At 73.3% G+C, this 14,755-nt stretch carries 15 protein-coding genes and 1 pseudogene; 8 read left to right on the plus strand and 8 right to left on the minus strand.

Annotated features, from left to right (window positions below; translation table 11 throughout):
* Positions 1–50 precede the first annotated feature (50 nt).
* Positions 51–2,105 (minus strand): ATP-binding protein, encoded by a 2,055-nt coding sequence (locus tag AB6L24_RS25590; RefSeq protein WP_405658862.1) that lies wholly within the window; start codon positions 2,103–2,105, stop codon positions 51–53.
* A gap of 177 nt (positions 2,106–2,282) precedes the next feature.
* Here AB6L24_RS25590 and AB6L24_RS25595 point away from each other — a divergent pair, with 177 nt between their 5' ends.
* Both AB6L24_RS25595 and AB6L24_RS25600 read left to right on the plus strand, forming a co-directional pair.
* The gene (locus tag AB6L24_RS25595; RefSeq protein WP_405658865.1) at positions 2,283–3,353 is read left to right on the plus strand and encodes a PP2C family protein-serine/threonine phosphatase; all 1,071 of its coding nucleotides are present in this window, start codon (positions 2,283–2,285) and stop codon (positions 3,351–3,353) included.
* Positions 3,354–3,681: 328 nt separating this feature from the next.
* Positions 3,682–4,635, plus strand: a complete 954-nt coding sequence (locus tag AB6L24_RS25600; protein WP_405658867.1) for an esterase/lipase family protein — start codon at positions 3,682–3,684, stop codon at positions 4,633–4,635.
* A gap of 89 nt (positions 4,636–4,724) precedes the next feature.
* Here AB6L24_RS25600 and AB6L24_RS25605 read toward each other — a convergent pair whose 3' ends face one another.
* Both AB6L24_RS25605 and ctaD read right to left on the minus strand, forming a co-directional pair.
* Positions 4,725–5,069, minus strand: coding sequence for a hypothetical protein (locus tag AB6L24_RS25605; RefSeq protein WP_405663325.1), 345 nt, complete (start codon positions 5,067–5,069; stop codon positions 4,725–4,727).
* A 5-nt stretch (positions 5,070–5,074) separates the two neighbouring features.
* Positions 5,075–6,712 (minus strand): cytochrome c oxidase subunit I, encoded by a 1,638-nt coding sequence (gene ctaD / locus AB6L24_RS25610; RefSeq protein ID WP_405658869.1) that lies wholly within the window; start codon positions 6,710–6,712, stop codon positions 5,075–5,077.
* 106 nt (positions 6,713–6,818) lie between these two features.
* On the opposite strand from ctaD, the gene AB6L24_RS25615 reads away from it, so the two are divergent.
* The gene (locus AB6L24_RS25615; RefSeq protein ID WP_380842787.1) at positions 6,819–7,364 is read left to right on the plus strand and encodes an RNA polymerase sigma factor; all 546 of its coding nucleotides are present in this window, start codon (positions 6,819–6,821) and stop codon (positions 7,362–7,364) included.
* On the plus strand, positions 7,357–8,346 hold the full coding sequence (locus AB6L24_RS25620) for a CU044_5270 family protein (RefSeq protein WP_405658872.1): 990 nt from the start codon (positions 7,357–7,359) through the stop codon (positions 8,344–8,346). Before AB6L24_RS25615 ends, AB6L24_RS25620 begins: the two co-directional genes overlap by 8 nt.
* A gap of 17 nt (positions 8,347–8,363) precedes the next feature.
* Here the strand turns inward: AB6L24_RS25620 and AB6L24_RS25625 are convergent, their stop codons facing one another.
* Positions 8,364–9,377 carry an SGNH/GDSL hydrolase family protein gene (locus AB6L24_RS25625; protein ID WP_405658874.1) on the minus strand — a complete coding sequence of 338 codons (1,014 nt, stop codon included), beginning with the start codon at positions 9,375–9,377 and terminating at the stop codon, positions 8,364–8,366.
* Positions 9,378–9,672: 295 nt separating this feature from the next.
* On the opposite strand from AB6L24_RS25625, the gene AB6L24_RS25630 reads away from it, so the two are divergent.
* Positions 9,673–10,050, plus strand: a complete 378-nt coding sequence (locus AB6L24_RS25630; RefSeq protein ID WP_030362133.1) for a nuclear transport factor 2 family protein — start codon at positions 9,673–9,675, stop codon at positions 10,048–10,050.
* Between the two features lie 67 nt (positions 10,051–10,117).
* Here the strand turns inward: AB6L24_RS25630 and AB6L24_RS25635 are convergent, their stop codons facing one another.
* The 3 genes from AB6L24_RS25635 to AB6L24_RS25645 all read right to left on the minus strand — a co-directional run bounded on the left by AB6L24_RS25635 (position 10,118) and on the right by AB6L24_RS25645 (position 11,484).
* Positions 10,118–10,450 (minus strand): putative quinol monooxygenase, encoded by a 333-nt coding sequence (locus AB6L24_RS25635; protein ID WP_405658877.1) that lies wholly within the window; start codon positions 10,448–10,450, stop codon positions 10,118–10,120.
* Positions 10,451–10,537: 87 nt separating this feature from the next.
* Positions 10,538–10,903, minus strand: coding sequence for a PH domain-containing protein (locus AB6L24_RS25640; protein WP_030362131.1), 366 nt, complete (start codon positions 10,901–10,903; stop codon positions 10,538–10,540).
* A gap of 95 nt (positions 10,904–10,998) precedes the next feature.
* A complete protein-coding gene (locus AB6L24_RS25645) occupies positions 10,999–11,484 on the minus strand; it encodes a MarR family winged helix-turn-helix transcriptional regulator (RefSeq protein WP_030362130.1) in 486 nt (161 codons plus the stop codon).
* A gap of 130 nt (positions 11,485–11,614) precedes the next feature.
* On the opposite strand from AB6L24_RS25645, the pseudogene AB6L24_RS25650 reads away from it, so the two are divergent.
* The 3 genes and pseudogenes from AB6L24_RS25650 to AB6L24_RS25660 form a co-directional block, all read left to right on the plus strand.
* Positions 11,615–13,102: pseudogene (locus AB6L24_RS25650) on the plus strand (MFS transporter); the annotation flags it as partial.
* Between the two features lie 48 nt (positions 13,103–13,150).
* On the plus strand, positions 13,151–13,573 hold the full coding sequence (locus tag AB6L24_RS25655; RefSeq protein ID WP_405663327.1) for a TIGR03618 family F420-dependent PPOX class oxidoreductase: 423 nt from the start codon (positions 13,151–13,153) through the stop codon (positions 13,571–13,573).
* A 43-nt stretch (positions 13,574–13,616) separates the two neighbouring features.
* Positions 13,617–14,045 (plus strand): pyridoxamine 5'-phosphate oxidase family protein, encoded by a 429-nt coding sequence (locus tag AB6L24_RS25660; RefSeq protein WP_405658880.1) that lies wholly within the window; start codon positions 13,617–13,619, stop codon positions 14,043–14,045.
* A gap of 2 nt (positions 14,046–14,047) precedes the next feature.
* On the opposite strand, the gene AB6L24_RS25665 is transcribed toward AB6L24_RS25660, so the two are convergent.
* Entirely contained in the window at positions 14,048–14,749 is a 702-nt protein-coding gene (locus AB6L24_RS25665) for a hypothetical protein (RefSeq protein WP_405658882.1), read from the minus strand.
* Positions 14,750–14,755 lie beyond the last annotated feature (6 nt).

Here is a 14,755-nt window from a genome sequence, read left to right on the forward strand (position 1 = left end):
AATTGTCGCTCACACCGGTCCCGCGCGCCGGGTTCCCGCGGGCGTCGCGCTCACACCGCGAGCGCCTCCGTGACGACCGCGTCCAGGTCGTCCTCGTAGCCGGCGCGGAACGCGGCCCCGTACGTCTCGTCGCCGATGAGGCCGCGGGCCGCGGCCTCGCAGGCCCGGCGCGCGGCCACCATGTCCTCGGAACCGGCGCGCGCGCTGCCCATCGTCTGCCAGACCCGGTCGGCGCCGCCGAGGAGCCGGGCCGCGCGGACGGCGTCCCGGGTGGCGACGGACGCGCAGGCGAGCACGTCGAGGGCGAGCGCCAGGCCGAGGCCGTCGCGGAAGCGGTGCTTGCCGCGTACCGCGGCGCGGGCGTGCACGACGGCCTCGGCGGCCCGGCCGCGGGAGAGCTCGGCGAGGGCGCGGGTGTAGTCGCCGTAGGCGTGCAGCCAGAGCTCGCCGCGGCGGGAGCAGTCGGCGCACAGCTCCGCGGAGACGGCCGCGGCCTCGTCGTACTGCCCGAGGCAGACGTGGGAGAAGGCGCGGGCGGTGCGGACCAGGCCCCAGGCGGTGTCGTAGCCGCCGGGCGCGGGCCGGGGGGCCGGGACCGCTTCGAGCGTCTCGATCGCCGCCGCGTGCCTGCCGGTCGCGACGAGGGCGGCACCGGCCAGATAGGCGCAGGCGTACGGCGCGGTCGGGTCGTCCCTGTCGGCGGTGGCGTCCCGCAGGGCGACGGACGCCCGGTGGGTCGCCTCCGGTTCGCCCTGGGTCAGGGCGACGAGGCCGCGGGCCCACAGCGCCTTGGCGCGGGCGTCGTCGGACGTGTGGCGCAGGGCCAGGGCCCGGTCCAGGTAGTGGCGGCCCTCCGTGGCGAAGCCGCAGGCGAACCAGACGAACCACAGGGTGCCGCTCAGCTCCTGGGCGCGGTGCCCGTCGCCGGCGGCGAGACAGGAGTCGAGCGCGGCACGGAAGTTGGCGTGCTCGGCGTTCACGCGGTGGTACCAGGCCGCCTGGTCGGGCCCCGACCAGGCGGCCTCGGCGGCGTGCGCGAGCGCCAGGCAGTGGTCGGCGTGGCGGCGCCGCACCGCCTCCTCCTCGCCGAGTCCGCGCAGCCAGAACAGGCCGAACTCACGGATGGTGTCGAGCATCCGGTAGCGCGACACGGGCCCGGCGGGCACCCACTCCACGATGGAGCTCTGCACCAGCGACGCGAGCAGGTCCGACACGTCACGGGCGGGCAGGCGGTCGTCCGCGCACACCCGGCGGGCCGCCTCCTTGTCGAAGGTCCCCGCGAACACGGACAGGCGGGCCCAGGCCAGGCGCTGGGCCGGGGTGCACAGCTGGTGGCTCCAGCCGACGGCGGTGCGCAGCGCCTGGTGCCAGGGCGGGTCCGCCTCGTACACGGGCTGCCGGGTCTCGCCGAGTACCTCGAAGCGGTCGTCGAGCCGCCGGTTGAGCTCGGCCGGGGACATCTCGCGCAGCCGGGCGGCGGCCAGCTCGATGGCGAGCGGAAGGCCGTCGAGCCTGTGGCACAGCGCGGCCACCTCGCTGTCGTCGCCGGCGTGGCCGGGGACCGCGTCGCCGACGCGCAGGGCGAGCAGCGCCCGCGCGTCCGCCTCGGGCAGCGGGGCGAGCGGCACGACGTCCTCGACGGACAGGCCGAGCGGGCGGCGGCTGGTGGCGAGCACGCGCAGCCCCGGCGCCGTCATCAGCAGGGCCGCCACCGCGTCGGCGCACTCCCCGACCACGTGCTCGCAGGTGTCGAGGACGAGCAGCAGCTCACGCCCCGCCAGGTACTCGGCGACCGCCTCAAGGATCGGCCGCCCGCTCTGGTCGACCAGGGGCAGCGCCTCGGCGATCGCGTACGTCAGGAGTGCGCCGTCCGCCAGCGGGGACAGCTCGGCCCACCAGACGCCGTCCCGGAAGCGGGGGCGCAGGGCGGCGGCGGCCTGCCGGGCGAGGCGGGTCTTGCCGACGCCGCCGACGCCGCTCAGCGTGACGAGGCGGTGCTGTGCCAACCGTCCGCGCAGCTCGGCGAGTTCGCGTCGCCGGCCGACAAGTCCCGTGTCGCTCCCGGGCGGCAGGTCGCCCACCCTCGGTCCCCGCGACTGAGCCACCTTCGCCCCCTGCGTCGTGTCCCGGCGGTTCCGCCCTCCATGCTGCCGACGCCGGGCGGTCGGCGCGCAGGCTGTGGCGAATCGGCCACGGACCGTCATCGAAACTGGCACAGTACCCCCGCACACATGGGCCGTGCGCGAAGAAGACGCACTTCGCCGAACGACCGGGGGGACGCAGTGGAGACACGGCGCAAAGGGCTGGCCGCGGCGGCGGGCGCGCAGTCCGTCGCGGCCTCGGTGGAGCTCGTCGCGCAGGTTCCCTCGTACGGGCTGTCGCTGATCGGGCCGCTCCTTGCCGCCCACCGCCTGTCGGCGCGCGTCACGGCCGTCCTCGGGGCGGTCGCCGTCACCGTGACGCTCCTCGGCGCGTCGTCCACCCGGTCGAGCGCGCTGGGCGTCGCGCTGAACGTCGCCGCGGTCTCGCTGTGGGCGGTGCTCACGGCGCACACCCGCGCACGCGCCGAGCGCGCCCTCGACGACGTGACCCGGCTCGCCGCCACCGCGCAGAAGGCCCTGGCCCGCCCCCTGCCCGACCGCGTCGGCCACGTCGACCTCGCGGCGTACACCCGTTCCTGCGACCCGTACGCCCTGCTCGGCGGCGACGTCCACGACGCCGTGCTCACCTCGGCCGGTCCGCGCCTGCTGCTCGCCGACGTCAAGGGGCACGGGGCGCAGGCGATCCGGGTGTCCGCCGCGGTGCTCGCCGCCTTCCGGCGCGCCGCCGCCACCGAGCCCGACCCGGTCCGGCTCGCCCACACCCTCGACGAGCTGCTGCGCCCCGAGCTGGGTCCTGAGGACTTCGTCACGCTGCTGCTCGCCGACTTCCGCCCCGGCGAGGTCCGCATCGTCAACTGCGGCCATCCGGCGCCGCTGCGCGTCGGCCGCCGCCTGTGCCCGCTCGCCCCGCCGCGGCCCTCGCCCCCGCTGGGCCTCGGCCCCGTCCCGCAGGTGCAGCGCGTCCATCTCTCGGCGGGCCAGCGCCTGTTGCTGCACACCGACGGCCTCACCGACGCCCGCGACGGCGACCGCGTCCCGTTCCGGCTCGACGTCCCCCAGGTCCACGCGGCGCTGGCCGAACCCGCCCTGCCCGACGCGCTTGAGTGCCTGACGGACCTGGTCGTCCGGCACACCGGCGGCGCTCCGCTCGGGGACGACCTCACCATCGTCATCGCCCAGCCCACCCACAGCCTCATGGCGGTGGAGCAGGAGCGGGGCGCACGGTCGCGGCCGGCCAGGCCCCAGCCGTAACCCGGGCGCCGTGTCCGCCGCGTTCGGGTTACGTCCGCCGCGTTCGGGCCGCGTCCGACCCGTCCGGACCGCATCCGCCGAGGTCACGCGCGTCGGCACCAACTCCCTTGTCCTGTCGGGAAATTCTCGTACGCGCAAGTCTTGCGCGGGTGTTTCCGTGGCCCTACTTTCAAGTAACCAAATCTGAAGTGAGGTCGTTTCAGATTGCCGGACGGAGATCTGTCATGCCTATGACAAGGCGCTCGGGAGATCTGTCACGCGTATGACGAAGCTCCTTGGCGGAGCCGCGTCCGGCCGACCCATTCGTGCATCCGAAGGGACCGGAACCATGAACAAGACCTCCGCACCGGCCCGCCTGGCCGCGGCCCTCGCCCTGGCCGCCACGGCGCTCACCGCCGCGGCCGTCCCGGCGCAGGCCGACGAGAAGCCGCGCAGGCAGTACCCCGTCGGCGGCGTCGCCGAGGGCGTGAGCAACTTCTTACTGAGCCCGAACGCGGTGACCGGCGTGAACGACTGGAACTGCAAGCCCGGTTCGGCCCACCCCAACCCGGTCGTCCTCGTGCACGGCACCGGCGTGAACCTCGGCGCCAACTGGGTCAAGATGGGCCCGACGCTCGCCAACGAGGGCCACTGCGTCTACGCCTTCAACTACGGCATGGGCAGCCCGTTCAACTTCGGCGGGCGCGTCGGCGGCCTCACCGGCATCGCCGAGTCCGCCGAGACGATGCGTGCGTTCGTGGACAAGGTGCTCGCGGCCACCGGCGCCAAGAAGGTCGACGTCCTCGGGCACTCCCAGGGCGGCATGATGCCCAACTACTACATCAAGCGGCTCGGCGGCGCGCAGAAGGTCGACCGGCTCGTCGCGCTCGCCCCCACCAACCACGGCACCACCCTCAGCGGCCTGGTGAACCTGGGCAAGGCGCTCGGTGTGCTCGGCATCGTCAACGGCGCCTTCGACCACCTGAACCTGCAAGGCCTCAAGGACCAGCAGGAGGGCTCCGACTTCCAGAAGGCGCTGTGGGCCGACGGCGACACCGTCCCCGGCGTGCGCTACACGGTCATCGCCACCAAGTACGACCTGATCGCGAGCCCGTACGGCAACGGCTTCCTGAAGGGCGACAACGTCCGCAACATCGTCGTGCAGGACCAGTGCCCGAAGAACCCGGTCGGCCACGTCGGCCTGTTCACCGACGGCCCGACGACCCAGAACGTCGTCAACGCGCTCGGCGCGGACAAGCCGGACTTCAAGCCCAGGTGTGAGGACTACGGGCTGCCGCTCTGAGCTGACGGGCCGACGCCCCGGTGCCGGGGGCCGGGGCGTCGGTGTCGGTGTCGGGGAGGCGGGGGCGGGGCCCGGGGCGGTCGCCCCGGCTAGCCCCACCCCCGGCTCAGTTCGAGCACCGCCCCCATGAACAGCGCCGCCCCCACCAGGCACCACGCGAACGTCCGCCGCTGGAGCACCCGGTACGCCTCCTCGTACTCGGCGCGCAGCTCGCGCGAGCGGGCCGCGGTGCGGTCCCAGGCGCGGCGGGCGAGCAGCAGGTGCTCCTCCGTGTAGTGCCGTTCGAGATCCTCGCGCTGGCCGTCCGTGAGCCAGGGGAGCCGGTCGGCGAACCGCTCGGCCGCGGCCCGGCCCTCCGCCCGGGCGGCCTCGACGAGGAGCAGCCCCTCCAGGTCCCGCACCAGCGCCCGCGCGTCGGCCCCGCGCTCGTCCATCGCCGTCACCGCGCGGCCACCTCCTCGGGCTCGGGCGCCGCCGCGAGCCCGGTGTCGGCCGCCGCGATGTCTGGGTGGTGCAGGTCGAACGCGGGCGACTCGCTGCGGATGCGGGGCAGGGAGGTGAAGTTGTGGCGGGGCGGCGGGCAGGAGGTGGCCCACTCCAGGGAACGGCCGTAGCCCCAGGGGTCGTCGGAGGTGACCTGCTCGCCGTACTTCGCGGTCTTCCAGATGTTGTAGAAGAACGGGAGGAGGGACAGGCCGAGCAGGAACGAGAAGATCGTGGAGAGCGTGTTCAGGCCGGTGAAGCCCTCCGCCGCCAGATAGTCCGGGATGCGGCGCTGCATGCCGGCCGTGCCGAGCCAGTGCTGCACGAGGAACGTGCCGTGGAAGCCGACGAAGAGCGTCCAGAAGGTGATCTTGCCGAGGCGTTCGTCGAGCATCTTGCCGGTGAACTTGGGCCACCAGAAGTGGAATCCGGCGAACATCGCGAAGACGACGGTGCCGAAGATGACGTAATGGAAGTGCGCGACGACGAAGTACGAGTCCGAGACGTGGAAGTCCATCACCGGTGACGCCAGGATCACGCCCGTCAGACCGCCGAAGACGAACGTGATGAGGAAGCCGACCGCCCACAGCATCGGCGTCTCGAAGGACAGGGACCCCTTCCACATCGTGCCGAGCCAGTTGAAGAACTTCACGCCCGTCGGGACGGCGATCATGAGTGTCATGAACGAGAAGAAGGGCAGCAGGACGCCGCCCGTCACGTACATGTGGTGCGCCCACACCGTCACCGACAGGCCCGCGATGGCGATCGTCGCGCCCACCAGGCCCATGTAGCCGAACATCGGCTTGCGCGAGAAGACCGGGACGACCTCGGAGATGATCCCGAAGAACGGCAGCGCGATGATGTAGACCTCGGGATGGCCGAAGAACCAGAACAGGTGCTGCCACAGCAGCGCCCCGCCGTTCGCCGCGTCGAAGATGTGCGCCCCGAACTTCCGGTCCAGCTCCAGGGCGAACAGCGCGGCCGCGAGCACCGGGAACGCGAGCAGCGCGAGGACGGCCGTGAGCAGCACGTTCCAGGTGAAGATCGGCATCCGGAACATCGTCATGCCGGGGGCGCGCATGCAGATGATGGTGGTGATGAAGTTGACCGAGCCGAGGATCGTGCCGAAGCCGGAGAACGCCAGGCCCATGATCCACATGTCGCTGCCGATGCCCGGCGAGTTCACGGCGCCCGACAGCGGGACGTACGCGGTCCAGCCGAAGTCCGCCGCCCCCTGCGGGGTGAGGAAGCCGCCGACGGCGATCAGCGAGCCGAACAGGTACAGCCAGTAGGCGAACATGTTCAGGCGCGGGAACGCGACGTCGGGCGCGCCGATCTGGAGCGGCATGATCCAGTTCGCGAAGCCCGCGAACAGCGGCGTCGCGAACATCAGCAGCATGATCGTGCCGTGCATCGTGAACGCCTGGTTGAACTGCTCGTTCGACATGATCTGCGTGCCGGGGCGGGCCAGTTCGGCGCGCATGAAGAGCGCCATGACGCCGCCGATGCAGAAGAACGCGAACGACGTCACCAGATACAGCGTGCCGATCGTCTTGTGGTCCGTGGTCGTCAGCCACTTCACGGTTGACCTCATGCCCCGTAGGTGTCCGGAGGGCGGGGCGGCATCACCGTCACCCCCTGCCGCGAGAATCACAGCGGCCGGGTGTGAGGATCGGACGCATGCCGGACACCTACGGTCCATGAGCACGGACGATTCCTTCGCGGCCGCCTACCGCGAGCACTACTGGGCGGTGAGCCGGTTCGTCGCGCGCAGGCTCGACGCGGGGGAGGCCCACGAGGTCGAGGAGGTGGTGGCGGACGTCTTCTCCATAGCCTGGCGGCGCCGCGCGGAACTCCCCGAGGTGCCGCTGCCCTGGCTGTACGCCGTCGCCCGCAACTGCCTGGCCAACACGGTGCGCGGCCTCGGCCGCCGGCGGCGCCTGCTGCACCGCATCGGCCTCAACGAGAGCGCCCACGGCAACCAGGTCGTGGACAGCCCGGACACCGAACGCCCCGGCTCCTGGGTGCACGAGGCCCTGGCCCGGCTCTCCCCCGCCGACCAGGAGGCCCTGCGCCTGACCACCTGGGAGGAGCTGGGCGTCGACGAGCTCGCGGTGGCCCTGGAGTGCAGCCCCGGCGCGGCGGCGATGCGGCTGCACCGGGCCCGGCGCAGACTCCGCGCGGAGATCGACCGGATGCAGATGAACGTGACTGCGGGACGAGCGGGAGCTGAGAGCCGTGACTGACCACCTGGACGACCGGCGCGACGCCCCCGGCCCGGACACCTCCGGCCCGGACGCCGACCTCGACCTGCTGCGCGCCGCCAACCCGGTCTCCGCCACCGCGGGCCCCTGGCGCGACCGCCCCCTGAACGCCGTCGCCGAGCGCGGCCTCAACCAGCTCCTGCACCGCACCCGGGCCCGCCGTGCCCGCCGCCGCGTGGTGCTGTGGGCGGAGGCCGCCGCCGTGGCCTTCGCCGCCGTCCTCGCGCTCACCGTGCCCGACCTGGCCGCCGCGCCCGCCACCGCCGCCGTGCCCGGCGCCCTGCACCCGCGCGACGGCGCCACGCTCACGCTCGACCGCCTCGCGGACCGGGCCGGGGCCGCCGCCCGCGACGGCGGACCGCGGCTGCGCAAGGGCTCCCACGTCCAGACCTGGAGCCTCGCCATGGACGAGGGCCCGGACGCGAAGCGCCCCGTCACGCTGCCCGAGGAGCGGGAGGTCCGCTGGCACCCGGACGGCAGCCGCACCGAACGCGTCAAGGCCGACGGCAAGCTGCTCGGCGAGCGCGTCTTCCCGCCGAGCTGGTCCGACGCCCCGCCCCGGTCCCGCCCACCGCACACCGCGGCGGCCCTGCGCGACTACCTCACCGAGGTCCACGACCCGGGCTTCCCGCGCCGCACCACGCCCGCGAGCACCCAGGAGATCCTGGACGCGCTGCCCTCGCTCCTCGACGCCTGGACGCTCGGCGCCCGGGAGAGCGCCGCCCTGGCCCGGCTCCTCGCCGACAGCGGCGGCCTGCGCCCCGCGGGCACGGTCACCGACCGGCTCGGCCGCTCCGGCCAGGCCTACGTCCACGACTCCCGCGCCGAGCACCTGCGGTACATGCTGATCCTCGACCCCGAATCGGGCGGGCCACTGGGCCTCGAGGTCCTTTTCACCAAGGACCGGCCGCGGTTCGCGGTCGAGGCCGGGGACGTCATGTCGTACAGCGCCTGGCGGCGCTAGCGGACGCCCCGCGGCCGTCAGCGGGTCGCGTGCGCCCGCAGCGTGTCCGTGACCGCCTGCGTGATGCGCCGGATGCCCGGTGAACGCACCGGGCACGGGCGGGACTTGGCGGTCGTGGGGGCCAGACAGAAGTGCAGCGGGTCGTCGGAGCGGTGCAGGGCGGTGCGGTCCCGCTCCGGCTCGGTGCAGTACGCGCGGTGGGCGCGCTCGTACGCCGTGCAGGGCAGCTTCTCCGCCCAGGTGTGGCGGGCGGCGGCGGGGCTGACGGACCTGCCCGCGTCGGACACCAAGTCGCCCGTCGCGGCGGCCTGTTGGCGGTAGAGCGCGTTGACGCGGCGGACCCGGTCCGGGGTCATCGGGTCCGGGCCCTGCGACACCCACACCACCTTGGGCCGCTTGCCGCCCGCCTCGCGCGCGGCGTCGGTGATCTGCCCGGTCAGACGGCGCGCGTCGGCCGCGTACCGGGAGAAGTACCTGCCACGGGCCTTGTCGTACGTGATGCCCTCCATGCAGGGCGTGTAGCCCCAGGCGTTGCCCCAGAACTGAAGGACCACATAGTCGGGCCGCAGCTCGCGCACGAGTGTGGCCGCCTTGTCCTTGTCCGGTACGAGGGAGTCCTTGCCGGTGCCCTCCAGGTAGTCGCAGAGGGTCGTGCCGGAGTAGGGCGCGCTGGTGTAGCGGGCGCCGACCTGGTCGCGCAGGAGGGTGCCGAGGTCGCTCTGGTTCTCCATGGCGAGGGAGTCGCCGAGGTAGAGGACCTCGGGGCGGGTGGCGGGGCGCGTGACGGGTGCGGCCTTCTTGCCGCCGGGCCTTTCGCCCTTGTCGCCGCCCTCGCCCCGGTCGCCCTTCTCGCGGGCGCCGCGGTCCGCCTCCGCGCGGCCCCGGGTGGTCTGCGACGCGCCGTCGGTGGGGTCGCCCGGGGCGGGCGCGGGCGGCGCCCCCTGTCCGCCCTCGCCGTCGGACCCCGGGTCCCCGCACCCGCCGACCAGGAGCGCGCCGAGCAGCACTCCGACCCACCACGCCTTACGCATCCGCAACTCCCGTCCCACCCCACGGAATCGGCCCCCAGGCAAGCACAGGTGGGGCGGCGGCGAAAGTCATGCGTGCGCCGACCGTGCCGGAACGGGGGTGCCGTGGGCCGTGGCGGGGCGCCGTCGGCCGCGCCCCGGCGCCGCCCCGGCCATTACCTCGGGCGTAATCGACCCCCGCGAGCCCGCCCGGCAGTCTTGGGTTCACCGGAGCCCGGGCGGCGCACTCCGCCCGGTCTTCGGGGCACGGGACCCGCACACAGCCCTTGACCCACGACACCGCCGGAGGCGAACACCCATGGCCGCACAGGACGTTCACGAGACCGCCGTCGCCCGCTACTTCGAGGCCTGGAACAGCGCCGACCCCGCGAGCCTGGGCAAGGCCGTGGCCGCCGCGTGGACCGAGGACGGCACCTACACCGACCCGCTGGCCGACGTCGCCGGGCACGAGGGCGTCGCCGCGGTGATCGCCGGGGCCCGGGAGCAGTTCCCCGGCTTCTCGTTCCGCCACACCGGTGCGGTCGACGGCCACCACGGCATCGCCCGCTTCACCTGGGAGCTGGTGTCCGACGCGGACGGCTCGGCGCCGGTGGCCGGGTTCGACGTGATCGTCCTGGCGGAGGACGGCCGGATCCGGGCGGTGCACGGGTTCCTCGACCGGCTGCCGGCCGCCTGAACGGCGCCCGCGCACGCGTGGGGCCCCGGACCGTCCTGGTCCGGGGCCCCACGCGCGTACGGATCGGTCAGGCCTCGCGCGGCGCGACCTCGCCCATCCGGCCCCACCCGTCCATGCCGGGGATCTCGGTGGAGACGATCTGGGGGATCTCGGCGATGGCGTACGACATGGTGTCCATCGCGGTCTTGAAGTGCGCGGACTCCACGTGCGCCGCGCCCGCCTCGCCGTCGCGGAACGCCTCGACGAGGACGAACTGGTGCGGGTTGTCGACGCTGCGCGACCACTCGAAGAACAGGTTGCCCGGCTCCTCGCGGGTGGCCCGCGTGAAGTCGTCGACGAGGTCGAGCCAGTCGTCGCTCCGCTCGGGGCGGACGGTGAACTTTACGGTGATGAAGATCATGGGGGGTCGTTCCCTGGATTGCTGTGCAGTGCACCCATGAACGTACCCCGTCCCCGGGCCTTCGACTACCTGGCGACTGCTCGGCGCCTACCTGGCCACGAACTGGGTGAGTATCGCCTGCACCTCGTAGATGTCGACGCCCTTGGTGAAGGTCTTCTCGATCGGCACGGGGTTGCTGGAGATCCATATCTTCAGCTCCGCGTCGAGGTCGAAGTGGCCCGCGGTCTCGACCGCGAAGTGCGTGATGCTGCGGTAGGGCACCGAGTGGTACTCGACCTTCTTGCCGGTCATGCCCTGCTTGTCGATGAAGACCATGCGGCGGTCGGTGAGCAGGATGGTGTCGCGGATCAGCTTGTACGCGGCGTAGACCTGCTCGCCGTGGCCCATGAGCCGGGCGTAGTCCTGCTGCGCCGACGCCGGGTCGACGGTGTGGGCGTTTCCGAACAGCGCCATGTCAGGCCCCCTCGTGTGACGATGCGTCCGTGTGACGATGCGTCCAGCCACCGTACGTGAACGCCCGCCCGCGGGGCCCGGGCCCCGGACGGGCCCTACCCGCGCTGACGTGCCCTGCGGGCCGGGCGCGGGCTCTCCGCCGGGGTCGCCAGATGCCCGTCCACCAGCCGGTTCAGGGCGCGGAGCAGGGCCGTGCGGTCCGTCGCCGAGAGGGCGCCGAGGGCCTCCTCGTGCACCCGGTCGACGATGCGCTGGCTGCGGGCCGCGACCTTCGCGCCCTCGGCGGTGACCGCGATGATCCGGGCCCGCCGGTCCTGGCTGGAGGGCCGCCGCTCGGCGAGCCCGGCCTCCTCCAGGGCGTCCACGGTCACGACCATCGTCGTCTTGTCCATGTCCCCCAGCTCGGCGAGCTGCGCCTGGGTGCGCTCCTGCTCCAGGGCGTGCACCAGGACGCAGTGCATGCGCGCCGTGAGCCCGATCTCGCCGAGCGCCGCCGCCATCTGCGTGCGCAGGACGTGGCTCGTGTGGTCGAGCAGGAAGGAGAGGTCCGGTTCCGTGCGGGCGGGTGCCATGGCGGTCATGTCGCCAGCGTAGCCGAGAAGACGGATGTGTGCCCGAGATAGATAGTCTGCAACAAAACTATCTGCTACGGTCCTGCACATCGGACGGCCCGGGCAGCACCGGGCCGCGCCTTCGTCAACGGGAGAGCCCATGTCCGCCACCACCACCGCCCCCACCGGTTCCGCCCCGACACCCGCCCCCGCGGCGGCCAGGGAGCCGGATCCGGAGCCCACCGCCCGCCAGAAACGCCTGGCCCTCGGCGTCATCGCCACCGGAATGCTGATGATCATCCTCGACGGGTCGATCGTGACCGTCGCGATGCCGGCGATCCAGCAGGACCTGAACTTCACCTCGGCAGGCCTGAGTTGGGTGGTGAACGCCTACCTGATCGCGTTCGGCAGCCTGCTGCTCCTGGCGGGCCGCCTGGGCGACCTGATCGGCCGCAAGCGGATGTTCCTCGCGGGCACGGCCGTCTTCACCCTCGCCTCGGTCCTCGCGGGCTTCGCGGCCGACCCGGCCACCCTCATCGCGGCCCGCTTCCTCCAGGGCATCGGCGGCGCGATGAGCTCGGCGGTGAGCCTCGGCATCCTCGTGACCCTGTTCAAGGAGCCGCGGGAACGGGCCAAGGCCATCGCGGTCTTCAGCTTCACCGGCGCGGCGGGCGCCTCCCTCGGCCAGGTACTCGGCGGAGTCCTCACGGATGCCCTGAACTGGCACTGGATCTTCTTCATCAACCTGCCGATCGGCCTGGCCGCGCTGCTCCTCGCGCTGCCCGCGCTGCCCGCCGACCGGGGCCTCGGCATCAGGGCCGGGGCGGACGTGACCGGGGCGCTCCTGGTCACGGCGGGCCTGATGGCGGGGATCTACAGCGTGGTGAAGGTCGAGGAGCACGGCTGGCTGTCCACCCACACGCTGGCCATCGGCGCCGCGTCCGCCCTGCTGCTCACCGCGTTCGTGATCCGCCAGACCCGCGCCCGCACCCCGCTCCTCCCCCTGCGCATGTTCCGCTCCCGCAGCGTCACGGGCGCCAACGCGGTCCAACTCCTCATGGTGGCGGCCCTGTTCGCCTTCCAGGTCCTGGTGGCCCTCTACCTCCAGAACGTACGCGGCTACGGAGCATCGGCCACCGGCCTCGCCATGCTCCCCGCCGCCGTGGCCATCGGCGCGGTGTCCCTGGGCGTCTCGGCCCGCCTCAACGCCCGCTTCGGCGAGCGCAACGTCCTCCTGGCGGGTCTGCTCCTGCTCCTCGCCATGCTCGCCCTCCTGGCCCGCGTCCCCGTCCACTCCTCCTACGCCCTCGACCTCCTCCCCGTCATGCTCCTCGCCGCGGGCTTCGGCCTGGCCCTGCCCGCCCTCACCACCCTCGGCATGTCCGGCGCCCGCGAGGACGACGCGGGCCTCGCCTCGGGCCTGTTCAACACCACGCAGCAGATCGGCGGCGCCCTGGGCGTGGCGGTCCTGTCCACCCTGGCCGCCTCCCGCACGGAGAAGACCCTGGCCGCGGGCGGCACCCGCGCGGAGGCCCTGACGTCCGGCTACCACCTGGCGTTCACGGTCGGAGCGGCCCTCCTGGCGGCGGCCCTGGTGGTGACGCTGACGGTCCTGCGCCCGACACGACCGACGCCCGCCCCCGCCCCGACCCCCGCCCCCGACCCCAAGCCCGGAACCGGCCCGGCCCCCCGCCCCCTGACCGACGCCGAAGCCACCGACATCTTCCACAAGCACCCCTTCGGCGTCCTGGCCGCGGTCCGCTCCACCGGCCACCCGCACCTGTCGACGGTCGCCCACCACTGGGACCCCGACACCCGCACCCTGCGCGTCTCGACCACGGCCGACCGCCTCAAGCCCCGCCTCCTGTCCCGCGACCCGCACGCCTCCCTGCACGTGTCCCCCGACCCCTTCACCTTCGCGGTCGCCGAGGGCGAGGCCGAGGTCTCACCCCCCTCGACGACCCCCGGCGACCCCACGGGCCGCGAACTCCTCGCCATGACCCCGGGCTTCCCCGACCCCGAGGACGAGAGGGCCTACCTGGACCAGATGGCGAAGGACCACAGAGTGGTGATCCGGATCCGGGTGTCCCGTGTGTACGGGACGGCGCTGGACGTGTAGGCAGGAGGGACACGCGAGTTCGACGAGGCAAAGGGGATCGACGATGGCTCTCACCCGTGACGAACGCGAGCAGTTCCTGGCCGAGGCGCACATCGCGGCGTTGGCCGTGGACTCGGGGGAGGACGGGCGGGCGCCGCTCGTCGTGCCGATCTGGTACCAGTACGCGCCCGGTGGGGACGTGTGGGTCCTGACGGGGCGGGACTCGCGCAAGGCGCGGCTGATCGGTGCCGCGGGGCGGTTCTCGCTGATGGTGGAGCGGCTGGAGCCGACGATCCGGTACGTGAGCGTCGAGGGGGCCGTCGTGGGCACGGAGGACGCCACGGTGGGGCAGCTGCGGGAGATCTCCGCCCGGTATCTGCCCGCCGAGAAGGTCGACGGGTATGTGGAGATGGCTCTGAAGGAGCACGGCGAGCAGATCGTCATCCGGCTGCGGCCGGAGCACTGGGTCTCGTCGGACCTCGGGTCGGTCTGACGTCAGGTGGCCCGGGCCCCGTCCCCGCGGAACGCGTTCGGTCTTCGGTACTCCTGGGCCAGGGCCACGGCGAGGACGCACACCACCGCCACCAGGTGTTCCCGGCCCGCCAGGTTCGGCTTCAGGAGCGAGCCCACCACCGTCGGCACGACGGTCAGGAGGCACAGGACGGGGGCCCGCACCCGCACCGAGAGGTAGGTGAAGAGGCCCACGACGGCCGCCGACGCGCCGGTGTCCACGTCGTGGGCGTACGCGGCCGGTACCCCTGCGAAGTGGTCGGGGCCGATGGCCACCATGACCCGGGCGCTGAGGGTGCCGGCCAGCGTGGCCGCGTACGCGACGAGCAGGGTGCGTCTCCAGCCGATGAGGAGCTGGGCGAGACCGAGGGACAGGAGCAGGCGGGGCAGGCCGCCCCAGACGGGCTGGTCCCGGGTCGGGACCAGGACGGAGACGGGGGTGCGCAGGAGCGAGAGCCAGAGCGGCTGGTCGGCGCGGACCTCGCTGGCGCGGCGCACGACGCGGTCGCTCGACGGGATCTGCTGGAGCTCGTGCAGGCAGATCATGGCGAGGGCCGCCGCCACGGCCAGGGAGACCCCGGCCAGGCGGCGTTCCCGCAGCTCCCGCCACGCGGCCAGGCAGAGGGACTGCCACTCCGCCCGCAGGACGGCGCGGACGCGGCGGACGGCCCGCACAGCTCGCGGCATCGGCTG

It is taken from the genome of Streptomyces sp. RK9, assembly GCF_045070545.1.
GTDB lineage: Bacteria > Actinomycetota > Actinomycetes > Streptomycetales > Streptomycetaceae > Streptomyces > Streptomyces alboflavus.